This is a genomic window from Sabulicella flocculans, assembly GCF_045449635.1.
Taxonomy (GTDB): domain Bacteria; phylum Pseudomonadota; class Alphaproteobacteria; order Acetobacterales; family Acetobacteraceae; genus Roseococcus.
This window is the reverse complement of record NZ_JBJJBR010000002.1, coordinates 127,408-149,923: the sequence shown is the minus strand read 5'-3', so window position 1 is coordinate 149,923 and position 22,516 is coordinate 127,408. Positions and strand designations below refer to the sequence as shown.

24 protein-coding genes are annotated in these 22,516 nt (G+C 72.6%); 17 read left to right on the top strand and 7 right to left on the bottom strand.

Annotated features, from left to right (window positions below; genetic code table 11):
• Position 1 precedes the first annotated feature (1 nt).
• Positions 2–955 carry a DMT family transporter gene (locus ACI6QG_RS03550; protein ID WP_407023185.1) on the bottom strand — a complete coding sequence of 318 codons (954 nt, stop codon included), beginning with the start codon at positions 953–955 and terminating at the stop codon, positions 2–4.
• Positions 948–1,772 carry an HTD2 family dehydratase gene (locus ACI6QG_RS03545; RefSeq protein WP_407023184.1) on the bottom strand — a complete coding sequence of 275 codons (825 nt, stop codon included), beginning with the start codon at positions 1,770–1,772 and terminating at the stop codon, positions 948–950. Before ACI6QG_RS03545 ends, ACI6QG_RS03550 begins: the two co-directional genes overlap by 8 nt.
• A 161-nt stretch (positions 1,773–1,933) precedes the next feature.
• Here ACI6QG_RS03545 and ACI6QG_RS03540 point away from each other — a divergent pair, with 161 nt between their 5' ends.
• The 4 genes from ACI6QG_RS03540 to ACI6QG_RS03525 are packed head-to-tail and all read left to right on the top strand — an operon-like array spanning position 1,934 to position 5,268.
• Entirely contained in the window at positions 1,934–2,638 is a 705-nt protein-coding gene (locus ACI6QG_RS03540; RefSeq protein ID WP_407023183.1) for a class I SAM-dependent methyltransferase, read from the top strand.
• An 8-nt stretch (positions 2,639–2,646) separates the two neighbouring features.
• Positions 2,647–3,588: a glycosyltransferase family 2 protein gene (locus ACI6QG_RS03535; protein WP_407023182.1), complete on the top strand. Its 942-nt coding sequence runs from the start codon at positions 2,647–2,649 to the stop codon at positions 3,586–3,588.
• Positions 3,585–3,920, top strand: a complete 336-nt coding sequence (locus ACI6QG_RS03530) for a DMT family transporter (RefSeq protein ID WP_407023181.1) — start codon at positions 3,585–3,587, stop codon at positions 3,918–3,920. Before ACI6QG_RS03535 ends, ACI6QG_RS03530 begins: the two co-directional genes overlap by 4 nt.
• Positions 3,921–3,933: 13 nt before the next feature.
• Positions 3,934–5,268 carry an aspartate aminotransferase family protein gene (locus ACI6QG_RS03525; RefSeq protein WP_407023180.1) on the top strand — a complete coding sequence of 445 codons (1,335 nt, stop codon included), beginning with the start codon at positions 3,934–3,936 and terminating at the stop codon, positions 5,266–5,268.
• 45 nt (positions 5,269–5,313) lie between these two features.
• On the opposite strand, the gene ACI6QG_RS03520 is transcribed toward ACI6QG_RS03525, so the two are convergent.
• Genes ACI6QG_RS03520 through minC form a run of 4 tightly spaced genes read right to left on the bottom strand, consistent with a single transcriptional unit; the run spans position 5,314 to position 8,221 of the window.
• Positions 5,314–6,321, bottom strand: coding sequence for a serine hydrolase (locus ACI6QG_RS03520; protein WP_407023179.1), 1,008 nt, complete (start codon positions 6,319–6,321; stop codon positions 5,314–5,316).
• Positions 6,321–6,599, bottom strand: a complete 279-nt coding sequence (minE, locus tag ACI6QG_RS03515; protein WP_407023178.1) for a cell division topological specificity factor MinE — start codon at positions 6,597–6,599, stop codon at positions 6,321–6,323. The genes ACI6QG_RS03520 and minE overlap by 1 nt, the downstream gene beginning before the upstream one ends.
• A complete protein-coding gene (minD, locus tag ACI6QG_RS03510; RefSeq protein WP_407023177.1) occupies positions 6,596–7,420 on the bottom strand; it encodes a septum site-determining protein MinD in 825 nt (274 codons plus the stop codon). The genes minE and minD overlap by 4 nt, the downstream gene beginning before the upstream one ends.
• 36 nt (positions 7,421–7,456) lie before the next feature.
• Entirely contained in the window at positions 7,457–8,221 is a 765-nt protein-coding gene (gene minC / locus ACI6QG_RS03505; protein ID WP_407023176.1) for a septum site-determining protein MinC, read from the bottom strand.
• A gap of 100 nt (positions 8,222–8,321) precedes the next feature.
• Between minC and ACI6QG_RS03500 the strand changes: the two genes are divergently transcribed.
• The 13 genes from ACI6QG_RS03500 (at position 8,322) to ACI6QG_RS03440 (ending at position 22,046) form a co-directional block, all read left to right on the top strand.
• Positions 8,322–10,127, top strand: a complete 1,806-nt coding sequence (locus tag ACI6QG_RS03500) for a heavy metal translocating P-type ATPase (RefSeq protein WP_407023175.1) — start codon at positions 8,322–8,324, stop codon at positions 10,125–10,127.
• Entirely contained in the window at positions 10,073–11,032 is a 960-nt protein-coding gene (locus tag ACI6QG_RS03495; RefSeq protein WP_407023174.1) for a D-2-hydroxyacid dehydrogenase family protein, read from the top strand. Before ACI6QG_RS03500 ends, ACI6QG_RS03495 begins: the two co-directional genes overlap by 55 nt.
• The gene (locus tag ACI6QG_RS03490; protein WP_407023173.1) at positions 11,029–11,730 is read left to right on the top strand and encodes a hypothetical protein; all 702 of its coding nucleotides are present in this window, start codon (positions 11,029–11,031) and stop codon (positions 11,728–11,730) included. Before ACI6QG_RS03495 ends, ACI6QG_RS03490 begins: the two co-directional genes overlap by 4 nt.
• 140 nt (positions 11,731–11,870) lie before the next feature.
• Positions 11,871–12,833 carry an ABC transporter substrate-binding protein gene (locus ACI6QG_RS03485; RefSeq protein WP_407023172.1) on the top strand — a complete coding sequence of 321 codons (963 nt, stop codon included), beginning with the start codon at positions 11,871–11,873 and terminating at the stop codon, positions 12,831–12,833.
• A complete protein-coding gene (locus ACI6QG_RS03480) occupies positions 12,833–13,618 on the top strand; it encodes an ABC transporter permease (protein ID WP_407023171.1) in 786 nt (261 codons plus the stop codon). Before ACI6QG_RS03485 ends, ACI6QG_RS03480 begins: the two co-directional genes overlap by 1 nt.
• Positions 13,611–14,369, top strand: a complete 759-nt coding sequence (locus ACI6QG_RS03475) for an ABC transporter ATP-binding protein (RefSeq protein WP_407023170.1) — start codon at positions 13,611–13,613, stop codon at positions 14,367–14,369. Before ACI6QG_RS03480 ends, ACI6QG_RS03475 begins: the two co-directional genes overlap by 8 nt.
• Complete coding sequence (locus tag ACI6QG_RS03470; RefSeq protein ID WP_407023169.1) at positions 14,366–15,232, top strand: polysaccharide deacetylase family protein; 867 nt, start codon at positions 14,366–14,368, stop codon at positions 15,230–15,232. Before ACI6QG_RS03475 ends, ACI6QG_RS03470 begins: the two co-directional genes overlap by 4 nt.
• Entirely contained in the window at positions 15,229–16,035 is an 807-nt protein-coding gene (locus ACI6QG_RS03465) for an alpha/beta hydrolase (RefSeq protein WP_407023168.1), read from the top strand. Before ACI6QG_RS03470 ends, ACI6QG_RS03465 begins: the two co-directional genes overlap by 4 nt.
• Positions 16,032–17,693: an allophanate hydrolase gene (gene atzF / locus ACI6QG_RS03460; RefSeq protein WP_407023167.1), complete on the top strand. Its 1,662-nt coding sequence runs from the start codon at positions 16,032–16,034 to the stop codon at positions 17,691–17,693. The genes ACI6QG_RS03465 and atzF overlap by 4 nt, the downstream gene beginning before the upstream one ends.
• Positions 17,694–17,996: 303 nt before the next feature.
• Positions 17,997–19,823, top strand: coding sequence for a ribonucleoside-diphosphate reductase subunit alpha (locus ACI6QG_RS03455; RefSeq protein ID WP_407023166.1), 1,827 nt, complete (start codon positions 17,997–17,999; stop codon positions 19,821–19,823).
• A gap of 63 nt (positions 19,824–19,886) precedes the next feature.
• On the top strand, positions 19,887–20,939 hold the full coding sequence (locus tag ACI6QG_RS03450; protein ID WP_407023165.1) for a ribonucleotide-diphosphate reductase subunit beta: 1,053 nt from the start codon (positions 19,887–19,889) through the stop codon (positions 20,937–20,939).
• Between the two features lie 32 nt (positions 20,940–20,971).
• The gene (locus ACI6QG_RS03445; RefSeq protein ID WP_407023164.1) at positions 20,972–21,673 is read left to right on the top strand and encodes an SCO family protein; all 702 of its coding nucleotides are present in this window, start codon (positions 20,972–20,974) and stop codon (positions 21,671–21,673) included.
• A gap of 112 nt (positions 21,674–21,785) precedes the next feature.
• Positions 21,786–22,046: a hypothetical protein gene (locus ACI6QG_RS03440; protein WP_407023418.1), complete on the top strand. Its 261-nt coding sequence runs from the start codon at positions 21,786–21,788 to the stop codon at positions 22,044–22,046.
• On the opposite strand, the gene ACI6QG_RS03435 is transcribed toward ACI6QG_RS03440, so the two are convergent.
• Entirely contained in the window at positions 22,047–22,511 is a 465-nt protein-coding gene (locus ACI6QG_RS03435) for a peroxiredoxin (protein WP_407023163.1), read from the bottom strand. It lies immediately after the preceding gene.
• Between the last annotated feature and the right edge of the window lie 5 nt (positions 22,512–22,516).

The following is a 22,516-nucleotide window of genomic DNA, read 5'->3' as shown; positions in this document are numbered from 1 at the left end:
CTCAGCGCGGCGGGCCGGCGGGCAGCGGCGGGACGGCCGGCGGGCGCAGCCGGCCGCGCTCCTCCGCCCGGCGCACCCTTTCGCGGTGCACGTTGTACAGGCCCGCCGCCACCACGATGGCGGCGCCCCCCAGCGTGGTCCAGGCCGGCACCTCGCCGAACAGGACGAAGCCCAGCCCCACGCCCAGCAGCAGCGGCGTGTATTCCAGCGGCGCCAGCGCGGCGATGCTGGCCATGGCGAAGCCGCGCGCGAACAGCAGGTGGGCCAGGGCGTTGGCCATGCCGAAGAACACCAGCAGGCCCACCAGCCAGCCGGGGAACAGCTCTGGCCCATCGGCGTCTGGCCACAGCGCCTCCACCGGCAGCAAGGCCAAGCCGAAGGGGATGTGCATCAGCATCAGCCAGAAGGCGATGGCCTGCGGCGTGTCGGTGCTGGCCAGGGTGCGCGTCCAGATGCGCGACAGCGCCATGCCCAGCACGCCGACCAGCAGCAGCGCCGTTTCCCACCGCCACAGCTCGCCGCCCGGCTGCAGCATCACCAGCACCCCGGCGAAGCCGAGCAGGCAGGAGGTCCAGCGCCGCCAGCCCACCTTCTCGCCCAGCAGCGGGATGGCCAGCAGCGTCATCAGCAGCGGCGATGCGGCCGCGACGGCGTAGCTGTCGGCCAGCCCGACCCCCGACATCCACACGAAGTACCAGATGACCGAGACGCAGCAATGCATGGCCGAGCGCCCCAGCACCAACGGGGCCCGGCGCGGCCGCAGCCCGCGGAACCCCGCCATGGCCGCCACCGCCAGCGCGCCGACGCCGCCGCGCCACAGCATGGCGCCGGCCACGCCGATGGCGGGCAGCATGGCCTTCACCGCCGCGTCCGCCAGGGTGATGACGCCGTAGCCCATGAAGGCGAACAGCAGCCCGCGGACCGCCGCCTCGCCGGAGGTCTGGCGTTCAGGCAAGCGTGGCTTCCGCCGCCATGCAGGTGGCGCCCGAGGGGTCGCGCGTCTCGGCGCGCGCGGCGTCGCCCTCCACGCGGGCCAGCACGCGCAGGGGGTGGCCGGCGAAGGCGGGGCGGGCGCCGCGGAAGGCGAAGCGCGCCAGCCGCCGGCCCGGCGCCGCGGCCAGCACGGCGGCGGCCATGAAGGTGCCCTGCAGCGGCCCGTGCACCACCAGCCCGGGATAGCCTTCCTCCTGCGTCACGTAGGGCAGGTCGTAGTGGATGCGGTGGCCGTTGCCCGTCAGCGCCGAATAGCGGAACAGCATCAGCGCGTCGGGATGCTCCACCCGCTCCAGCGCCGGGCCGAAATCGGCAGCAGCGGCGGCGGGCTTCACCGCCGCGCCCTCGGCGCCGCGGTAGACGATGTCGTGCTCCTCCGTCAGCACCGGGCCGCGGTCGTTCGCCAGCGCGTGCTGCACGGTGACGAAGACCAGCCGGCCGGAGCCGCCCGTCTTCTCGCGCACCGCGAGGATGGTAGAGCGGCGGGTCACCCGGTCCTCCGCCCGCAAGGCGTTGGCGGTGAACTCCAGCCGGCCGCCGGCCCACATGCGGCGCGGCAGGTCGTGCACGGGGGGCAGGAAGCCGCCGCGGCGCGGGTGGCCGTCGGGGCCCACGCCGGAGGGGCGGCGCCAGTCCTGGAACAGCATCCAGTGCCACAGCGGCGGCACGTCGCCCTGCGGCACCTCCAGGTCCAGGGTCGCGGCCAGGCCTTGCACCAGGCGGGGGTCCAGCCGGTCCTCCGCCGTCTCGGTCTTGCCGATGAATTCCTCGAATGCCATGCGCGCCCTTCCCCCCGCTTGGTTGCTCCGGTGCGGGGGCATCCTCCCCGCGCCCGGCCGGGGCGTCCAGCGCCACCGCCACGGGACCGCCATGCGCCGGACTTGCCGCCGCCGCGATTGGAGGCGAGAGAAGGAGGGTGGACCCGCGGGAATACGCGCTGATGGATGCGGTCGAGGACCGCATGTGGTGGTACCGCGCGATGCACGCGCGGGCCGCGGCGGCGCTGCACGCGCTGCCGCCGGGCGCGGCGGTGCTGGATGCCGGCTGCGGCACCGGCGGCTTCCTCGCCCGGCTGGGGGCGGAGCGGCCGGACCTGCGGCTGCACGGCGTGGAGTACGCGCCGGAAGCCGCCGGGCGCGCCGCCGCCAAGTCCGGCGCTGCGCTGGTGGCCGGCAGCGTCAACGCCCTGCCCTTCGCCGATGCCAGCTTCGACGCCGTGGCCAGCCTGGACGTGCTGTGCCACCGGGCGGTGGACCAGGGCGCCGCGCTGGGCGAGTTCCGCCGCGTGCTGCGCCCCGGCGGCGCGCTGCTGCTGAACCTGCCGGCGCACGAGTGGCTGCGCTCGGCCCATGACGCCCGCGTGCACAGCGACCGCCGCTACAACCGCGCCGGGCTGCGGGCGGCGCTGGCGGGGGCGGGCTTCGGGGAAGCGCGCTGCTGGCACTGGAACTCCCTGCTGCTGCCGCTGATGGCCGCCCAGCGCAAGCTGCTGACGCGGCGCGCGGACGCGGCCTCCGACGTCACGGAATACCCGCGGTGGCTGGACGCCGCGCTGTTCGCCGCAACCGAGGCCGAGCGCGCGCTTTCGGGGCTGGGGCTGCGCTTCCCGGCCGGCGGTTCGGTCATGGCGCTGGCGCGGCGATAGGACCAAGGATGGACATGCAGCACCCGGTCGGCCTCTCGGTCGTCATCCCCGTCTATCGCGGCGCCGCCACCATCGGGCGGCTGGTGGAGGCGCTGAGCGCCCTGCGGCCGGAGGGCGGGCTGGAAATCGTGCTGGTGAACGACGGCAGCCCGGACAACTCGGGCGAGGTGTGCCGGGAACTGGTCCGCACTGCCACCGTGCCCATCACCTTCATCGAGCACGCCCGCAACTTCGGCGAGCACAACGCGGTGATGACCGGCTTCCGCCACGCCCGCGGCGCCTACGTCATCAACATGGACGACGACCTGCAGAACCCGCCGGAGGAGGTGGTGCGCCTGTACGACCACTGCCGCCTGGGCAACTGGGACGTGGTCTACACCACCTACGCCAAGAAGGAGCACGAGGGCTGGCGCAACCTGGGCTCGCGCTTCGCCAACCGGGTGGCGGACGCGCTGCTGGACAAGCCGCGCGGGCTCTACCTCTCCTCCTTCCGCTGCTGCGCGGCGCTGGTGGTGCGGGAGGTGACGAAGTACGAGGGCCCCTACCCCTACATCGACGGCCTGATCATGCAGGTGACGCAGCGCATCACCACGCTGGAGGTCAAGCACTACGCCCGCGCCGAGGGGCAGAGCAACTACACCATGCGCCGGCTGGTGCGGCTGTGGCTGAACCTCGCCACCTCCTTCTCCCTGCTGCCGCTGCGGCTGGCGATGTTCGCCGGGGCGGCGATGGGCGTGCTGGGGCTGCTGCTGGCGCTGTTCGTCATCATCGAGGCGATGTTCATCGAGACGCCCTCCGGCTGGGCCTCCACCATGACGGTGATGCTGCTGATCGCCGGGGTGCAGTTCCTCATCCTGGGCGTGATGGGCGAATACCTCGGCCGCGCCTTCCTGTCGGCCAACGGCAAGCCGCAGGGCGTGGTGCGCGTGGTCCAGCGGGGCGGGCCGTGAACCCCTACTGGGGCGCGCTGGCGGGGGCCATCACCTCCTCCATGGTCGGGCAGGTGCTGCTGAAGGCCGGCGCGGGGGGCGAGGGCGGGTTCCTGGCGCAGCTGTTCCGCCCCTCCACCGTGGTCGGGCTGGGCTTCTACGGCGTCGGCGCGCTCCTCTACATCGTGGCGTTGCGCAAGATCCCGATGAGTGTGGCGCTGCCCTGCACCGCCGCGTCCTACGCGCTGATCGCGCTGATCGGCTGGCAGTTCTTCGGCGAGGCGATGGGGATGCAGAAGCTCGCCGCCATCGCCCTCATCATGGCGGGCGTTGCGCTGCTGGCGAGCGCCTGACACCCTGCGGGGCATGGCCTCGCGCATCCTCCACCGCTCCCGCCAGGACCCGCCCCGCGCCGTGGGCGGCCATGGCTCCTGGCTGCTCGAGGAGGGCGGGCGCGAGGTGCTGGACGCCTCCGGCGGCGCCGCCGTCGCCTGCCTGGGCCACGGCCACCCGCGCGTCATCGCGGCCATCAAGGCGCAGCTCGACCGCGTCTGCTACGTCCACACCTCCCTGCTCTCCAACGACCCGGCGGAGGAGCTGGCCGAGGCGCTGGTGGGGCACGAGCCGGGCGGGCTGGCGCGCGCCTATTTCGTGTCCGGCGGCTCGGAGGCTGTGGAGGCGGCGCTGAAGCTGGCGCGGCAATACTTCGTGGAAATCGGCCAGCCGCAACGCAGCCGCATCATCGCGCGGCGGCAATCCTATCACGGCAACACGCTCGGCGCGCTCTCGGCCGGTGGCAACGTGGCGCGGCGGGCGCTCTACGCGCCGCTGCTCTCGCCCGCCTTCTCCCACGTGTCGCCCGCCTTCTCCTGGCGGGAGATGCGCGAGGACGAGGACGAGGCCGCCTATGTCGCGCGCCTCGCCGCCGAGCTGGAGGCGGAGTTCCAGCGCCTCGGCCCCGACACCGTCGCCGCCTTCATCGCCGAGCCGGTGGTGGGCGCCACCACGGGCTGCGTCACCGCCCCCGCCGGCTACTTCCCCGCCATGCGCGAGGTCTGCGACCGCCACGGCGCGCTGTTGATCCTGGACGAGATCATGTGCGGCATGGGCCGCACCGGCACGCTGCACGCCTGGGAGCAGGAAGGCGTGGTGCCGGACCTGCAATGCGTGGCCAAGGGGCTGGGCGGCGGCTTCCAGCCGATCGGCGCACTGCTGGTCTCGCGCCGCGTCGCCGAGGGGATGGCGGCGGGTTCCGGCGCCTTCCAGCACGGCCACACCTACCAGGCGCATCCCGTCGCCTGCGCCGCCGCCCTGGCGGTGCAGCAGGTGATCGCCGAGGACGACCTGCTGCCCCGCGTGCGGGCGATGGGCGCGCGGCTGGAGCAACGGCTGGTGGAGCGCTTCGGCAACCACCGCCACGTGGGCGACATCCGCGGCCGCGGCCTGTTCCGCGCCATCGAGCTGGTGGAGGACCGCGCCACCAAGGCGCCCTTCGACCCCGCCCATGCCCTGCACGCCCGCGTGAAGGCCGAGGCCTTCGCGCGCGGCCTGGCCTGCTACCCCACCGGCGGCACCGCCGATGGGGTGGCCGGCGACCACGTGCTGCTGGCCCCGCCCTACATCATCACCGAGGCCGAGGTGGACCTGGCGGTGGAGCGGCTGGGCGAGGCGGTGGACGCCGCCCTGCTGGGCTGCCGCTGAGCGGCCGATTCACCGCTCCGGGCTTCGCCCTGCGCGGATCGGGCGCTATCCGGCCCTGACGCGCTCCACGTAGCCGGGCAGCGCCGCCGGATCGAGCCAGCGGGACACGCTGACGATCTCGCCCTCGGGCTCCATCCAGGTGGTGTGGCCGCCGGCGCCGCTGAAGCAGGCGCTGCTGCGGCTGGCCGCCGGCCACTTGGCGCCGTCCGAGTTCAGCCAGAACAGGAAGCCGTAATGCGGGTTCAGCGCGCAGGGCGTGCGGCACATCCGCAGCCATTCGCCGCGCACCAGCCCCTTGCCCTCGGCGGCCACCATCAGGCCGATGCGCGCCTGGTCCTCGGCCGAGATCACCACGCCGCCGCCCCAGTGGCCGCCGCCGGAGACGCTTTCCATCTCCTCGCCATCCACCTCGATGGTGGAGGTGGAGTAGCCGCGCCAGGACCATGAGTCCGAGCAGCCCAGCGGGTCGGCGATGCGCTCGCCGAACACCACCGGCAGGGGGCGGCGGAACACCAGCAGCAGCGCCAGCGCCAGCGCGTTCACCCGGACGTCGTTGTATTCCCAGTACTCGCCCGGCGCGTGCAGCGGCCGGGCGGAGCGCTTGGTCCCCTGCCCCTCCACGCCCAGGTTGCGGCCGCGGTCAATGAGGTCGCTCTTGCCCCAGAGCGTGCCTTCCCACTCGGAGGTGTTGGTCAGCAGGTGCCGCCAGGTGACGCGGCTGTTCTGCGCGCCCTCGAAGGCCGGGTGGGCGGCGCGCTTCAGCACCGCCTCGTCGAGGTCGGGGATGCGGCCATCGGCCCAGGCCAGCCCGGCCAGCAGCGCGAGGTAGGACTTCGCCACGCTGAAGGTCATGTCCGGGCGCTGGGTGTCGCCCCATTCGGCGACGCGGATGCCCTTGCGGAACACGATGCCCGCCGGCCCGCCGCGCGGCGGCGCCGGGCCGAGCACCTCGTTGTCCGGCGGCCCCTCGAAGAAGCCGCCCTGGAGGTGCGCCAGGATGTCGCGCGGCCAGGGCGTCTCGTGCGCCTGGGCCCACTCCACCGCGGCGCGCATCAGTGCGCCGTCGCCTTCGGCCCCGGCAGCTCAATGTCGATGGACAGCGCCGAGACGTCGCCCCCGCGCTCCAGGTTCACCTGGACCTTGTCCGGGTCGATGGCGACGTAGCGGGCCACCACCTGCACCAGCTCCTGCTGGAGCTTGGGCAGGAAGTCCTCGCGCCCGCGGCCCACGCGCTCGTGGCTGATGATGACCTGCAGCCGGTCCTTCGCCGCGGCGGCGGAGGAGGCGGGCTGCTCGCGCTTCTGCTTCTGGAAGAAGGACAGCCAGCTCATGCCGCCCTCCCGCCGCCGAACAGGCGCCCGAAGAAGCCCTGCTTCTTCGGCGGCTCCAGGAAGCGGTGCGGCCGCTCCTCGCCCAGGAAGCGGGCCACGGCGTCGGCATAGGCCTGACCGGCGTTGCTCTCGGCGTCCATGATGACCGGGTTGCCGGAGTTCGAGGCCTTGAGCACGCTCTCGCTTTCCGGGATGACGCCCAGCAGCGGGATGGCCAGGATGTCCAGCACGTCGTCCAGCTTCAGCATCTCCTGCCGCTCGACGCGCGCGGGGTCGTAGCGCGTCAGCAGCAGGTGCTGCTTCACCGGGTCCTTCTTCTCCTCGGCGCGCTTGGACTTGCTTTGCAGCACGCCCAGGATGCGGTCGCTGTCGCGCACGCTCGACACCTCGGGGTTGGTCACCACGATGGCCTGGTCCGCGAAGTACAGGGCCAGCAGCGCGCCCTTCTCGATGCCCGCGGGGCTGTCGCACAGGATGTAGTCGAACTCCTTGCCCAGCTCCTCGATGATGCCGGCCACGCCTTCCTTGGTCAGCGCGTCCTTGTCCCGGGTCTGGGAGGCGGGGAGGATGTAGAGGCCCTCCACCCGCTTGTCCTTGATCAGCGCCTGCTGGAGCTTCGCCTCGCCGCTGATGACATTGACGATGTCGAACACCACGCGCCGCTCGACGCCCATGATGAGGTCGAGGTTGCGCAGCCCGACGTCGAAGTCGATCACGACGGTGCGCTTGCCGCGCTGCGCCAGCCCGGTGGCGATGGCGGCGCTGCTGGTGGTCTTGCCCACGCCCCCCTTGCCCGATGTGACGACGATCACCTGCGCCATGGTTGTCCTGCCCCCTGTCCTGCCCTGTGCCGCGCCTCAGACCAGCGGGTCGAAGCGCAGCTGCTCGCCATCCAGCCGCACCGCCACGGCGCGGCCGATATCCGTGTCCTGGAACCCTTCGCGCACGGCGTAGAACCCCGCGATCGCCACCAGCTCCGGGTCGAAATGCGTGGCGAAGATGCGCGCCTCCGCGTCCTCCTGCGCGCCGGCCACCGCGCGGCCGCGCAGCGCGCCGTAGACGTGGATGTTGCCGTCCGCCAGCACCTCGGCGCCCGCGTTCACCGCGCCCATCACCACCAGGTCCGCCCCCTGGGCGTAGATGCGCTGGCCGGCGCGCACCGCCTGGGTCACCAGCATCGTCTTGGCGGCGGCCGGGCGCGGCGGCGCCGGCGCGGCCACCGGCACCACCGGGGCCACGGCCACCGCCACCCCGCCGGCCGCGCCCATCGGCGCCACCTCGCCTCCGCCGCCCGCGGCGCGCAGCAGCGGCAGCCCGGCCGCCGCGGCGTCCGCCCGCAGCGCCTGCCCGCCCCCGGTGACGCCCACGGGAATGATCTCCAGCGCCCGCAGCCCGTCCACCAGCGCGGCGAAGTCCACCTGCTGGCCCTCCACCTCGTCCAGCCCGATGGCGATGGGGGCGAAGCGCAGGAAGCCCGGGGCCTTGCGGAACTGCTCGCCCAGCGCCGGCAGCACATCCTCCGCGCGCGGCGACACCAGGCGCAGCGTCAGCAGCGAATAGGTGCCGGCGCGCAGCCGGAAGCTGTCGGGCAGGCTGGCGGCGGGCCGCGCCTCGGCGGTCATGGCGATCGGGGCTTCCTGTTCGAGAAACTTCGGCGAAGCCTCCACATAGCCGCCCGGGGCGCCCTGGCGAAGCCCCCTTTCGCGGGGCACGATGGGAAGGATGCGCCGCCTGCTGCCCGTGCCGCCGCTGCTGGGGCTGGTGCTCGGCCTGGCGGGCTGGGCACCGGGCTTCCTGCTGGGCGCCGCGCCGGTGCTGGGCTTCCTGCTGTGGGACATGGCGCAGTCCCTGCGCCGCGGCGCCTTCGGGCTGGACGCCATCGCCGGGTTGGCCATGGGCGCGGGCCTGGCCATGGGCCAGGGGCTGGCGGCCTGCGTGGTGGCGCTGATGTACGCCGGCGGCCAGTTCCTGGAGGCCCATGCCCAGCGCCGCGCCGGGCGCGAGATGGCGGCCCTGCTGGCCCGCCAGCCCCGCACAGCCCTGCGCGACGGCCCGGACGGGCTGGAGGAGGTGCCCATCTCCGCCCTGCGCCCCGGCGACCGCCTGCTGGTGCCGCGCGGCGCCGTGCTGCCGGTGGACGCGGTGCTGGAGGACGACCTCGCCACGCTGGACGAATCCGCCCTGTCCGGCGAGGCGATGCCGGTGCGCCACGCGGCCGGCGACGCGCTGCTGTCGGGCGCCACCAATGCCGGCGACGCCTTCCGGTGCCGCGCCACTACCGACGCCCAGGCCAGCACCTTCGCCGGCATCCTGCGCCTGGTGCGCGCGGCACAGGAGGCGCGGGCGCCGATGGCCCGCCTGGCCGACCGCTGGGCGCTGGGCTTCCTGCTGTTCACCCTGGCGCTGGCCGGGCTGGCCTGGGCGGCCTCGGGCAGCGCGGAGCGGGCGCTGGCGGTGCTGGTGGTCGCCACCCCCTGCCCCTTGATTCTGGCGGTGCCGGTGGCGCTGATGGCCGGCGTCTCGCGCTGCGCCGCGCTCGGCCTGCTGGTGAAGTCGCCCGCCGGGGTGGAGGCCCTGGCGCGCATCCGCGTGGTGGTGCTGGACAAGACCGGCACGCTGACGCGCGGCGCGCCCGAGGTGGACCCGGCGGCGGACCGGGAAGCGCTGCGCCTCGCCGCGGCGTTGGACCAGGGCAGCACCCACCCGGTGGCGCACGCGCTGGTGGCCGCCGCCCGCGCCCGCGGCCTGGCCCTGCCGGTGCCCGCGCAGTTCACCGAGACGCCCGGCGAGGGCGTGGCCGGCCTGGTGGACGGCGTCCCGGCCCGGGCCGGCGGCGCCGCCTTCGCCGGCGTGCCGCCGCCGGAGGTGCCGCCGGGCGCCATGGCGGTCAGCGTCAGCCGGGCCGGCGCGCCGCTGCCGGCGCTGCTGCTGCACGACCCGCTGCGGCCGGAGGCGGCGGACACCCTGGCGGCGCTGCGGGCCCAGGGGGTGCGCCGCTTCGTGCTCGCCTCCGGCGATGCGCCCGGGCCGGTGGCGGCGGTGGCCCGGGCGCTGGGGCTGGCGGAATGGCACGCGGCGATGGACCCCGCCGGCAAGGCGGCGCTGCTGCCGGCGCTGCGCGCCGACGGCCCGGTGCTGATGCTGGGCGACGGGGTGAACGACGCCCCGGCCCTGGCGGCGGCCGACCTGGGCGTGGCGGTGGCGGCGCGCGGCGCGGCGGCGGCCGACGCGGCGGATGCGGTGCTGGTGGCCGGCGGCCTGCGCCCGCTGCCCGGGGCCATGCGCGCCGCCCGCCGCGCCGTGGCCATCGCCCGCCAGGGTGTGCTGGTGGGCATCGGCCTCTCGGCGCTGGGGATGGTGGCGGCGGCGCTGGGCTGGCTGACGCCGGTGCAGGGCGCGCTGATCCAGGAGGGCATTGACGTGGCGGTGATTCTGAACGCCCTTCGCGCGCTGAACGACGGAGGGACACCGACATGCCGCAGGTCAAGCGCCTCGCCATCCTCGACGACTACCAGGACGTCACCTTGAGGTTGGGCCCCTGGGACCGGCTGCCGCACCTGGAAACCGTCGTGTTCCGCGACACTCTGGCGGAGGAGGACGCCATCGCCGCGCGGCTGGCCGGCTTCGACGCCGTGCTGGCGATGCGCGAGCGCACGCCCTTCCCGGCCAGCCTGCTGGCGAAGCTGCCCGACCTGAAGCTGCTCATCACCACGGGCGAGCGCAACCGCGGCATCGACGCCGCCGCCTGCGCCGCGCGGGGCATCACCTTCTGCGGCACCCCCTCCTTCGGCGCGCCGACGGTGGACCTGACCTGGGCGCTGATCCTCGGCCTGGCGCGGCGCATCCCGGAACAGCAGGCGGCGCTGCGGGCCGGCCAGTGGCAGACCGCCATCGGCACCGGGCTGGAGGGCAAGACGCTTGGCCTGCTGGGCTTCGGCAAGCTGGGCCGGCGCGTGGCGGCGGTGGGCCAGGCGCTGGGCATGCGCGTGGTGGCCTGGAGCGCCAACCTGACGGAAGACGCCGCAGCGGCCGGCGGCGCGGCCTTGGTGAGCAAGGAGGCGCTGTTCCGCGACTCCGACGTGGTGAGCATCCACTACATCCTGTCCGAGCGCTCGCGCGGGCTGGTCGGCGCGGCGGAGCTGGCGCTGATGAAGCCCACCGCGTTGCTGGTGAACACCTCGCGCGGGCCGATCGTGGAGCAGGAGGCGCTGCTGGCGGCGCTGCACGAGGGGCGGATCGGCGGCGCGGGCATCGACGTCTACGACGTGGAGCCGCTGCCCTCCGGCCACCCGCTGCTGGCCGCCCCGCGCACCCTGCTGACGCCGCACCTGGGCTACTCGACCGAGGAGAACTACCGCGCCTATTTCGCCGGCGCGGTGGAGGCGATCGAGGCCTTTGAGCGTGGCGCGCCGGTGCGGGTGATCAACGGGTGAGCGCGGAGGCGGCGCGACTGGCCGAATATGCGGCGCTGCGGGCGGAAATTCTGCAAGCCGAAACGCGCGCGCGCGACGTGCTGATCTACGTCAGCGGCGCGGTGGGGGCCATCCTGGCCCTGTGGCTGGGCATGGTCGGCGCAAATGACCGGGACGACCTGCTTCCCGCCGGCCAGTTCCTGTTCGCCGTCGTGACCGTCACCCTGGCCCTGCTGGCGACTTGGGTGGCCCGCACGATGGTGGTTTCGTACCGCCGCTCCGCCTGGCGCATCGCCACCTACATGCTTGTCTTCCTGGAACCGCGGGTCGAGGGCCTGGGCTGGGAGACACGGCTGGAGGGCGCCGCCCGCCTGGGCAAGGCGCCGGGCGGGCCGGAATACCAGGGCAGCAGCGGCGGCCTCGGGGCGGACGGCGCGGTGCTGGTCTTCCTGCAACTCATCTGCCTGGCCGCCATCATCCTGCTCGCCTTCGTGAAGTGGGCTGCGGTGAACAAGGGCCTCGCCAGGCTGGACCTGCCGCCACCGGAGCTGTGGAACTATCGGCTCGGCATGGCGCTGGTGGTGGTGCATGGGGTCCTGGTCGCGTGGCTGGTCTGGTCCACCGCCCGCATCTTCCGGGCGCTGGGACGCGCCGGCCCGGTGCGCGGCGCGTTCATGGCCCGCTGGCAGGCACTGGCCGAGCGCGGGCCGCCGGGCTGACTGCCCGCTTGCGCGCCGCCTTTGCCCAGCGGCTGGGCAAAGGCGGCGTAGCCCGCGGGGAAATGCCGCGATCCACCGTTGATGCCCCCGCGCGCATCGGCAGAGTTCCCCGGTCCAACCGCCAGGGAGCCCCCGCCGCCATGAGCCTGCATCGCCGCACCCTGCTGGCCGCCCCCCTCGCGGGTGGCTTGGCCGGAGCCCTCGCCACCCCCGCCCTGGTCGCCGCGCAGGGCACGCGCGTGCGCATGGGGGCGCTGCGCCTCATCCACTCCATCACGCCCTTCTTCTACGAGCGCTTCATGCCCGAGGGCATGACGGTCGAGGTCATCCCCTTCGAGAGCCCGACCGAGGGCAAGAACGCCGTCGTCACCCGCAGCGTGGATTTCGGCGCCTTCGGCATCGCCGCCGGCATCCTGGGCAGCGCGGCGCGCGAGCCGGTGGTGGTCATCGGCTCCTGCTGCGACAAGGGTATGGCGGTGGTGGCGCGGCGCGACGGCCCGGTGAACACGCTGGCCGACCTGCGCGGCCGCCGGGTGGGCATCTGGCCGGGCTCGACGCAGGAGGTGTTCATCCGCGAGCGCCTGCGGATGGAAGGCATGACCATCCGCGACATCCAGAGCATCCGGGTGAGCTTCAGCGAGATGCACGCCGCCCTGGCCCGCGGCGACATCGACGCCTATGTGGGCGCCGAGCCGGGGCCGGGCATCAGCGTCACCTCCGGCATCGGCAAGATCGTGGAGTTCCCCTACTCCACGCCGATGGGCACGCTGAACATGATCTTCGCCACCCATCACGAAACGACGCAGCGCAACCCGCAGCTCTGCGCCGCCATGATGCGCGTGCACCGCCGCGCCAGCGAGTTCGCGCAGAACAACCGCGCCGCCGCCATCGAGATGGCGGTGGCCCGCCTGGGCATGAACCGCGAGGCCCTGGCGGTGAGCATCGAGAATGTCGAGCTGAACTGGCGCATGAGCCCGGAGATGATCCAGCGCTCCCGCACCTACGCCCAGCACATGCTGGAGCTCCAGCAGATCCGCGCCCTGCCGGACTTCAACACCTTCTTCAACACCCGCTTCAGCGACGACGAGGCGCGCGTTTCCTGATGCAGGCGGCGCGGTGGCGCGCGGCGGGGCTCGCGCTCGCCGCGCCGCTTCTCTTCCTGGCATTCTGGCACCTGTCCACCGCGGGGCGTGCCTTCTCCCTCATCCCGCCGCCGCTCGAGGTCGGGCGCCAGATGTGGGACCTGGCCTTCGGCGGCGTGTGGGACGACCTGTATTCGCGCACGCTGGCCGAGCACGCCTTCGCCAGCGTGTCGCGCGTCTATGGCGGCTTCCTGCTGGCGGCCGCCTGCGCGCTGCCGCTGGGCATGCTGATCGGTCGCATCGCCCTGGTGCGCGAGGCGCTGGACCCGACGCTGCAATTGCTGCGTCCCATCCCCGTCACCGCCTGGCTGCCGCTGGCGATGATCGTCTTCGGCATCGGCCCGCGCTCGGCCTTCTTCCTGGTGTTCCTGGGCGCCTTCTACCCGATCCTGGTCAACACGGTGTTCGGCGTGCGCAACGTCGAGCCGCGGCTGTTCGAGGCCGCGGCGATGCTGGGCGTCTCGCCATCGGCCGTGTTCTGGAAGGTCGTGCTGCCGGCCGCCCTGCCCTCCATCTTCACCGGCCTGCGGCTGGGGCTTGGCTTCGCCTGGGTGGTGATCGTGGTGGGCGAGATGACCGGCGTGCAGACCGGGCTGGGCGCCATCATCATGGAGGCGCGCCAGTTGAGCCGCACCGAGATCGTCATCAGCGGCATGATCGCCATCGGCCTGCTGGGCTTCGCCTCCGACGCGCTGGTGCAGGCGCTGGGCCGCCGTCTGCTGCGCTGGAGCCCGCAGCATGGCTGAGCAGCCCCTGCTGGCCGTGGAGGGCGTTACCAAGCGCTTCTCCTTCAACGGCGCGCCGATCACCGCGCTGGAAGGGGCGAACCTGAGCATCCGCAAGGGCGAGTTCGTCTGCCTGATCGGCCCCTCGGGCTGCGGCAAGTCCACGCTGCTGCGCATGGCCGGCGGCTTCGAGACGCCGAGCGAGGGCACGCTACGCATGTGGGGCGCGCCGATCGCGGCGCCGGGGCCGGATCGCGGCATGGTGTTCCAGGACTACGGCCTGTTCCCCTGGCTGACGGTGGCGGGCAACATCGGCTTCGGCCCGGCCGCCCGCGGCCGCCCGCGCGCCGAGGTGGCCGCCACCACCCGCCGCTTCGTGGAGATGGTGGGGCTGGGCCGGTTCGCCGACGCCTATCCGCACCAGCTTTCGGGCGGGATGAAGCAGCGCGTCGCCATCGCCCGCGTGCTGGCGAACGAGGCCGAGCTGGTGCTGATGGACGAGCCTTTCGGCGCGCTGGACGCCATGACGCGCGAGAACCTCCAGCGCGAATTGCTGGAGATCTGGGAGCGCACCAAGCTGACGGTGATCTTCGTCACCCATGCCATCGAGGAAGCCATCCTGCTGGCCGACCGCATCGTGGTGATGTCCAGCGGCCCGGGGCGCATCGTGGCCGACGAGGCAGTGCCGCTGCCCCGCCCGCGCGACCCCACCAGCCCGGAATTCAACGCGCTGCGCCGGCGCTTCTCCGCCATGCTCGGGAGCCACCATTGAAGCCGGTTGACCGCCTGGAATACGCCGCCCCGCAGGACCGCGCCCCGCGCCCCGGCCCCGATGGCGCCAGGGTGCTGGTGTTCTTCGTCGTCAACGTCGAGGAGTGGGCCATCGAGCGCCCGATGCCGCGCCAGGTGCTGCCGGCGCCGACCAATGCGCCCGTCCTGCCGGATCTCGCCAACTGGGCCTGGCACGAATACGGCATGCGGGTGGGCTTCTGGCGCATGCTCAAGGCCTGCGAGGCCCGTGGCATCCGCCCCACCCTGTCCGTCAACGGCCGCGTGCCCATCGCCTATCCGCGCGTGGCGGCGGCGGCACGCGACGCCGGCTGGGAGTTCATGGGCCACGGCTTCCGCCAGGTGCCCACCCACAGCCTGCACGACCAGGAGGGCATGGTGCGCGAGGCGGTGGCCGCCATCACCGCCTGCACCGGCACGCCGCCCGTCGGCTGGCTGGCCCCCGGCCTGACGCAGACGCTGGAGACGCCGGACCTGCTGGCCAAGCACGGCATCCGCTACTGCGCCGACTTCGTGGTGGATGACGTGCCGGTGCCGATCCGCACCGCGCATGGCCCGCTCTGGTCCATGCCCTACAGCGTCGAGCTGAACGACATCCCGATGATGATGGTGCAGCACCACCGGGCGGAGGAGCTGCACGACCGCACCTGCGCGCAGCTCGACCGGCTGCTGGCGGAAAGCGCCACCGAGGGTTGCAAGGTGATGGGCCTCGCCGTGCACCCCTACATCTCCGGCGTGCCGCACCGCATCGGCGTGCTGGAGCGCACGCTGGATTCCATTGCCAGGCGCCCCGGCGCGGTGTTCGCTCAGGGCCGCGAGATCCTGGAATGGTGGGAGCGGGGATGATCGAGGCCTGGGCGGCGCTGAGCCGGCGCGAACGCGACGCCGCCTACAACAACACCGAGGCGGTGCCCGACAGCGCCGCGCTGATCGAGGCGCGGGTCGCCGCCTCCGCCGCCTTCCGCGCCAGCGCGCGGGCGACGCTGGACGTGCCCTACGGACCCGGCGAGCGCGAGGCCTGGGACATCTTCCACGGCCCCGACCCCGGGGCGCCCACCCTGGCCTTCATCCATGGCGGCTACTGGCAGCGCAACCGGCGCGAGGACTTCGCCGTGCTGGCCGAGGGCGCGCTGGCCATGGGCTGGAACGCGGCGCTGTGCGGCTACACCCTGGCGCCGGAGGCGCGGCTGTCGCGCATCTGCGGCCAGGTGACGACGGCGCTGGACGCGCTGGCGCCGCGGCTGCACGGCCCGCTGGTGCTGTCCGGCTGGTCGGCCGGCGGGCACCTGGCGGCGATGGGCGCGGCGCATCCGGCGGTGGCGGCGGCGCTGTGCATCTCGGGCGTCTATGAGCTGGGTCCGGTGCGCGACACCTACCTCGACACCGCCCTGAAGCTGACGGACGAGGAGATCGCCACCTTGTCGCCGCTGCGCCTGCCGGCGGTGATGAAGCCGCACTGCATCGCCTATGGCGCGAAGGAACTGCCGGCGCTGTGCCAGCATTCGCGCCACTTCCACGGCATGCGGGCTGAGGCGCAGGCGCCCGGCCCCCTGCTGCCCATTCCCGGCGCCGATCATTTCCGGGTGCTGGACGGGCTGCGCCGCCCCGGCAGCGCCCTGCTGCGCGCTGCGGCGGACCTGCTGGCGTGACGCTGGCCGAGGCCCTGGCCCTGCCGCGGGGCGAGGCCGCCCGCCTCGCCTGCCGCCGCGCCGCCGAATGGGCCGACCCCGCCCTGTTCCTGCACCTGCGCCCGGAAGCCGAGGTCGTCGCGGAGGCCGCTTCCGCCACCGGCCCCCTGGCCGGCGTGCCCTTCGTGGTGAAGGACAACATCGCCGTCGCCGGCCTGCCGATGACGGCCGCCTGCCCCGACTTCGCCCATGTGCCGGCAGAGGACGCGCCCGCGGTGGCGCGGCTGCGCGCGGCCGGCGCGGTGGTGCTGGGCAAGGTCAACCTGGACCAGTTCGCCACCGGGCTGAACGGCACGCGCTCGCCCCACGGCACGCCGCGCAACGCGCGCGACCCGGCGCTGATCCCCGGCGGTTCCTCCTCCGGCTCGGCATCGGCGGTGGCGGCGGGAATCGTGCCCTTCTCGCTGGGGACGGACACCGCCGGCTCGGGCCGGGTGCCGGCGATGGCGCAGGGGCTGGTGGGGCTGAAGCCCTCGCTGGGCCTGGTGCCGACGCGCGGCCTGGTGCCGGCCTGCCGCTCGCTGGATTGCGTGTCGGTGTTCGCGCACACGGTCGCCGATGCCGCCGCCGTGCTGGAACACCTGGCCGGGCCGGACGCCGAGGACCCATACTCCCGCCCACCGCCGCCGCACTGGCGGGCGCAGGAGGCCGCGCCGCCGGCCTGGACCCTGGCGGTACCCCATGAGGACCAGCTGGTTTTCGACTCCGGCGCGGAGGAGTTCGCCGCCGTGGTGGCCCGCGCCGGGGCGCTGGGCGCCCGCGTGGTGCGCGTGGACATCGCGCCCTTCCTGGACGTGGCGCGCCGCCTCTACGACGGCGCCTGGGTGGCCGAGCGCACCAGCGCCCTGCGGCAGCGCGTGACGGAACGGCCCGACACGCTGCACCCCATCACCCGCGCCATTCTCCAGGGCGGGCTGTCGCGCCTGGCGGTGGACGCCTTCGACGACTTCCACGCCGCCGCCGGGGCGCGGCTGCTGGCGCGGCGCCTGTTCGCCACGGCCGACGCGCTGCTGCTGCCCACCGCCCCCGGCATTCCGAGCGTGGCGGCCATGCTGGCCGATCCGGTGGCGCTCAACAGCCGGCTGGGCACCTACACCAACTTCGTGAACCTGTGCGACCTGGCGGCGCTGGCGGTGCCGGCTGGGGCGGGCGTGACGCTGGTCGGGCCGGCCTTCTCCGAAGGGAGGCTGGCGGGACTCGGGGCGGCGTTGCTCGGCGAGTCCCTGCCGGACCGCCCGCTGGCGCCGGGCGAGGCGGAGCTGTTCTGCATCGGTGCCCACATGGCCGGCCTGCCGCTCAACCATCAGGTGACGGCGCTGGGCGGCCGCTTCCTGCGCGCGGCCCGCACTGCGCCCCAGTATCGCCTGCACGACCTGGGAAGCCGCCCCGGGATGCTGCGCGGCGCGCCCGGCGCCGCCATCGCCGGCGAGGTCTGGGCGCTGCCGGAGGCGGCCATCGGCGCGCTGCTGGCCCAGGTGCCGCCGCCTCTGGGCTTCGGCCGGGTCAGCCTGGAGGACGGCACCGCGCCGCTGGGCTTCCTGGCCGAGGCGGCCGGAGTCGAGGGGGCGGCGGACGTCACGGCGCTGGGCGGCTGGCGGGCGGTCCTGGCGGCGCGCTGACGCCGCTTGACGTGGCGGAAATGTTCATGTTTTGTTTGCGTCGTCTTGTGGATCACGGGGACAAGTGACGCAGCATCTTGTGTCCCGCGGGCCCGGTGCGGCAGACATGATCCCGGCCTCCGCGACGGGCCGGAACCGCCTTGCCGGCTGCGAATCCCAGCATCTTCCGCGAGTCGCGCTCGATGACAGATTTTCGCAACCACATACCGCATCTAGTCGTTCCTATGGCCATGGACCGCAACATGTAGTAAGCGTGCCGGCCGGCCCTGCGGGGGCGGGCCGGAAAATTGAGGGGAGATTGCCGTGTTCGACGCCGTTCAGCTTCAGGGCCATGGCCAGGTGCAGGTGGACCGCTCGCGGGACGCGCTGCTGACGGATTTCGGGCGCGCGACGCTCGATGACCGCTACCTGCTGCCCGGCGAGTCCTACCAGGACCTGTTCGCCCGCGTGGCCTCGGCCTATGGCGACGACACCGCCCATTCCCAGCGCATCTACGACTACATCAGCAAGCTGTGGTTCATGCCGGCCACCCCGGTGCTGTCCAATGGCGGCACCACGCGCGGCCTGCCCATCTCCTGCTTCCTGAACGAGGCGAATGACAGCCTCGAATCCATCGTGGGCCTGTGGAACGAGAATGTATGGCTGGCCTCCAAGGGCGGCGGCATCGGCTCGTACTGGGGCAACCTGCGCTCGCTGGGCGAGAAGGTGGGGCAGAACGGCAAGACCTCGGGCATCGTGCCCTTCATCCGGGTGATGGACAGCCTGACCCTCGCCATCTCCCAGGGGTCGCTGCGGCGCGGCTCGGCCGCGGTCTACCTGCCGGTGAGCCACCCGGAGATCGAGGAGTTCATCGAGATCCGCCGCCCCACCGGCGGCGACCCGAACCGCAAGGCGCTGAACCTGCACCACGGCATCCTGCTGCCTGACGCCTTCATGCGCGCGGTGGAGGCGGACGAGGCCTGGGCGCTGACCAGCCCGAAGGACCACGCGGTGGTCAAGACCGTCTCCGCGCGCTCGCTGTGGATCCGCATCCTCACCGCGCGCATCGAGACCGGCGAGCCCTACATCATCTTCTCCGACCACGTGAACAACGCGCGGCCGGAGCACCACAAGCTGGCCGGGCTGGAGGTCAAGACCTCCAACCTGTGCTCGGAGATCACCCTGCCCACCGGGCTGGACCAGCACGGCGAGAACCGCACCGCGGTCTGCTGCCTGTCCTCGCTGAACCTCGAGACCTGGATGGAGTGGCACAAGGACCCGCTGTTCATCCCGGACGTGATGCGCTTCCTGGACAACGTGCTGCAGAACTTCATCGACACCGCGCCGGACTCGATGGCGCGCGCCAAGTATTCGGCGATGCGCGAGCGCTCGGTGGGGCTGGGCGTGATGGGCTTCCACTCCTTCCTGCAGAAGATGGAGGTCCCGTTCGAGAGCGCGGTGGCCAAGGCCTGGAACAAGCGGATGTTCAAGCACATCCGCGGCCAGGCCGACGTCGCCTCCCGCCTGCTGGCCGAGGAGCGCGGGCCCTGCCCCGACGCCGCCGAGTACGGCTTCATGGAGCGCTTCTCCAACAAGATGGCGATCGCGCCGACGGCGTCGATCTCCATCATCTGCGGCGGCGCCTCGCCGGGCATCGAGCCGATCGCGGCCAACGTGTACAACCACAAGACGCTGTCGGGCTCCTACATCGTGCGCAACCCCTACCTGAAGGCGGTGCTGGCGCGGCACGGGCGCGACGACAGCGACACCTGGACCACCATCACCGTCAACAAGGGCTCGGTGCAGCACCTCGCCTTCCTCAGCGAGGACGAGAAGTCGGTGTTCAAGACCGCCTTCGAGCTGGACCAGCGCTGGGTGGTGGAGCACGCGGCCGACCGCACGCCCTTCATCTGCCAGGCGCAGTCGCTTAACGTGTTCCTGCCCGCCAACGTCCACAAGCGGGACCTGCACCAGATCCACCTGATGGCGTGGAAGAAGGGCGTGAAGTCGCTCTACTACTGCCGCTCGCTCTCTTTGCAGCGCGCGGACGCCATCAGCGAGAAGGCCGTGGCCATCGAGGTCGCGCCGCAGGCCGCGGTGGCGGCCCAGGCGAACGCGACCAACTACGAGGAATGCCTGGCCTGCCAGTGAGCCGGCGCGGGGGCCCGGCCCCCGGCCTTTCGTGAACCTGACCCATCATCGGACACCCAGACCATGCCGGACGGAATCTCCCTCGACGACAAGCCGCAGCGGATGGACCTGCTGACCGCGAACCCGGTCTACAAGCCCTTCCGCTACCCCTGGGCCTACGAGGCCTGGCTGCAGCAGCAGCGCATCCATTGGCTGCCGGAGGAGATCCCGCTGGCCGATGACGTGAAGGATTGGCAGAAGAACCTGACGCCCGGGGAAAGGAACCTGCTGACGCAGATCTTCCGTTTCTTCACCCAGGCCGACGTCGAGGTGAACAACTGCTACATGAAGCACTATTCGCAGGTCTTCAAGCCGACGGAAGTGCTGATGATGCTGAGCGCCTTCAGCAACATCGAGACCATCCACATCGCCGCCTACTCGCACCTGCTCGACACCATCGGGATGCCGGAACTGGAATACAGCGCCTTCCTCCAGTACAAGGAAATGAAGGACAAGTACGACTACATGCAGAACTTCTCGGTCGAGAACAAAACCGAGATCGCCAAGACCCTGGCCGCCTTCGGCGCCTTCACCGAGGGGCTGCAGCTCTTCGCCTCCTTCGCCATCCTCATGAACTTCCCACGCTTCAACAAGATGAAGGGCATGGGCCAGGTGGTGAGCTGGAGCGTGCGCGACGAGACGCTGCACTGCCTGTCGGTGATCCGCCTGTTCCGCACCTTCGTGCAGGAGAACCCGGAGATCTGGAACGAGGAGCTGCGCCGCGACCTCGCGGAGATCTGCGCCACCATCGTCGAGCACGAGGACGCCTTCATCGACCTCGCCTTCGAGATGGGCGGCGTCGAGGGGCTGACGGGCGAGGAGGTGAAGCGCTACATCCGCTTCATCGCCGACCGCCGGCTGCAGCAGCTGGGCCTGGAGCCGATGTACCACATCGAGAAGAACCCCCTGCCCTGGCTGGACGAGATGCTGGGCGCGGTGGAGCACACCAACTTCTTCGAGAACCGCGCCACCGAGTACTCCCGCGCCAGCACGGAGGGCACGTGGGAGGAGGCGTTCGGCGCCGCCACCTTCACCTCCGCCCAGCCGGAAGGGCAGATCTTCGGCGCGACGCATTGAAGCGCATGGGCATGGCGGGCTAGACCCCCGCCATGCTGAAGGTCATCCGCTATTCCAGCCTCGCGCTGCTGGCCGTGGTCGCCGGGCTCTGGGCCTGGGCCTGGGTCTCGCGCGCGCCGGGCGAAAGCGTGGGCGAGGCCTTCGCCCAGCGCCTGGCGGGGGTGTTCGGCCAGCAGCTGCCGGTGCCGGCCGCCGGCGGCGGTGCCGGCGGCATGCAGCTGCCGCCCGGCATCTCGCTGGGCGGCGCCTTCTCCCTGGTCAACCAGGACGGCGTGGCGGTCACCGAGCGCGACTTCGCCGGGCGCTGGATGCTGGTCTATTTCGGCTTCACCTATTGCCCCGACGTCTGCCCCACCGAGCTCGGCACCATCGCCGCCGCGCTGGACACGCTGGGCCCGGCCGGCGAGCAGGTGGTGCCCGTGCTGGTTTCCGTGGACCCGCAGCGCGACACGCCGGCCCAGCTGAAGGACTACGTCTCGCGCTTCCACCCGCGCCTGCAGGGCCTGACCGGCACGCCGGAGCAGGTCGCGGAGGCCGCGCGCCGCTACCGCGTCTACTACGCGCGCGCGCAACGCCCGGACCAGTCGGATTACACCATGGACCATTCCAGCTTCATCTACCTGGTGGGTCCGGATGGGCGCGTGCGGAGCATGTTCCGCCCCGACACCTCGCCCGACGCCATCGCCGCCGCGGTCACGGGACAATTGCGTAGCGGTTCACGCGGATCTTCCTGAGGAAATTACCGCCGCCTATAACGCGGCAACCTTGAATTTTTGAGAGCCCGCGCGACACTCGTTGCAGGGGCGGATGGAGTTGCGGATGTCTGAACAGGGGGAGCGGGACACGATGCAGGAGGAGCCGGGCCGCTTGCCACCCGGCATCCGCCAGGGCCGCCGGCTGTCGGACAAGATCCTCGTCGCCTTCCACCAGGCCTGCGACCAGGGCGACTTCGAGGTGGCCGAGCAGCTGCTGCGCGTGCTGGAGATGATGCTGACCCGCCGCCCGGTGACGCCCGACACCAACCGCCGCCGCAACATCGAGACGCTGGTGGCGGCGCATGAGCGGCTGTGGCACCTGCGCCACCCCGACGCCGCCCTGGAGGACTGACTACAGTCCCTTCGCGGCTTCCAGCACCTGCGCGGCGTGCTGGGCCGGCTTGACCTTGCGCCACACCGCCGCGATGCGCCCGTCCTTGCCCACCAGGAAGGACGAGCGCTCCATGCCCATGTAGCGGCGCCCGTACATGCTCTTCTCCACCCAGGTGCCGTAGGCTGCGGCGGCGGACTTCTCCGCGTCCGAGGCCAGGGGGAAGGAGAGCGCATGCTTGCGCGCGAAGCGCTCGATGGCCGGCAGCGGGTCGGGGCTGACGCCGATCACCATCAGGCCCAGCGCGCCCAGCTCCGGCAGCGCCTCCTGCACGCCGCAGGCCTGCTGCGTGCAGCCCGAGGTGTCGGCCTTGGGGTAGAAGTAGAGGAGGTAGGGCCGCCCGGCCAACGCCGCGCTGGCGGCGCGGCCGGTGGTGGCGGGCAGGTCGAAGGCGGGCGCGACGTCGCCCACCTGCAGCTCGGACATGCGGA

What these genes read in the sequence shown, in the direction of transcription:
- ACI6QG_RS03435 (WP_407023163.1), bottom strand. Translation starts at nt 22,511, where the DNA reads ATGTCCGAGCTGCAGGTGGGCGACGTCGCGCCCGCCTTCGACCTGCCC.
- minD (WP_407023177.1), bottom strand. Translation starts at nt 7,420, where the DNA reads ATGGCGCAGGTGATCGTCGTCACATCGGGCAAGGGGGGCGTGGGCAAG.
- ACI6QG_RS03540 (WP_407023183.1), top strand. Translation starts at nt 1,934, where the DNA reads ATGGATGCGGTCGAGGACCGCATGTGGTGGTACCGCGCGATGCACGCG.
- ACI6QG_RS03465 (WP_407023168.1), top strand. Translation starts at nt 15,229, where the DNA reads ATGATCGAGGCCTGGGCGGCGCTGAGCCGGCGCGAACGCGACGCCGCC.
- ACI6QG_RS03520 (WP_407023179.1), bottom strand. Translation starts at nt 6,321, where the DNA reads ATGCGCGCCGCGGTGGAGTGGGCCCAGGCGCACGAGACGCCCTGGCCG.
- ACI6QG_RS03475 (WP_407023170.1), top strand. Translation starts at nt 13,611, where the DNA reads ATGGCTGAGCAGCCCCTGCTGGCCGTGGAGGGCGTTACCAAGCGCTTC.
- minC (WP_407023176.1), bottom strand. Translation starts at nt 8,221, where the DNA reads ATGACCGCCGAGGCGCGGCCCGCCGCCAGCCTGCCCGACAGCTTCCGG.
- ACI6QG_RS03535 (WP_407023182.1), top strand. Translation starts at nt 2,647, where the DNA reads ATGGACATGCAGCACCCGGTCGGCCTCTCGGTCGTCATCCCCGTCTAT.
- minE (WP_407023178.1), bottom strand. Translation starts at nt 6,599, where the DNA reads ATGAGCTGGCTGTCCTTCTTCCAGAAGCAGAAGCGCGAGCAGCCCGCC.
- ACI6QG_RS03480 (WP_407023171.1), top strand. Translation starts at nt 12,833, where the DNA reads ATGCAGGCGGCGCGGTGGCGCGCGGCGGGGCTCGCGCTCGCCGCGCCG.
- ACI6QG_RS03440 (WP_407023418.1), top strand. Translation starts at nt 21,786, where the DNA reads ATGCAGGAGGAGCCGGGCCGCTTGCCACCCGGCATCCGCCAGGGCCGC.
- ACI6QG_RS03485 (WP_407023172.1), top strand. Translation starts at nt 11,871, where the DNA reads ATGAGCCTGCATCGCCGCACCCTGCTGGCCGCCCCCCTCGCGGGTGGC.
- ACI6QG_RS03495 (WP_407023174.1), top strand. Translation starts at nt 10,073, where the DNA reads ATGCCGCAGGTCAAGCGCCTCGCCATCCTCGACGACTACCAGGACGTC.
- ACI6QG_RS03545 (WP_407023184.1), bottom strand. Translation starts at nt 1,772, where the DNA reads ATGGCATTCGAGGAATTCATCGGCAAGACCGAGACGGCGGAGGACCGG.
- ACI6QG_RS03525 (WP_407023180.1), top strand. Translation starts at nt 3,934, where the DNA reads ATGGCCTCGCGCATCCTCCACCGCTCCCGCCAGGACCCGCCCCGCGCC.
- ACI6QG_RS03500 (WP_407023175.1), top strand. Translation starts at nt 8,322, where the DNA reads ATGCGCCGCCTGCTGCCCGTGCCGCCGCTGCTGGGGCTGGTGCTCGGC.
- ACI6QG_RS03450 (WP_407023165.1), top strand. Translation starts at nt 19,887, where the DNA reads ATGCCGGACGGAATCTCCCTCGACGACAAGCCGCAGCGGATGGACCTG.
- ACI6QG_RS03445 (WP_407023164.1), top strand. Translation starts at nt 20,972, where the DNA reads ATGCTGAAGGTCATCCGCTATTCCAGCCTCGCGCTGCTGGCCGTGGTC.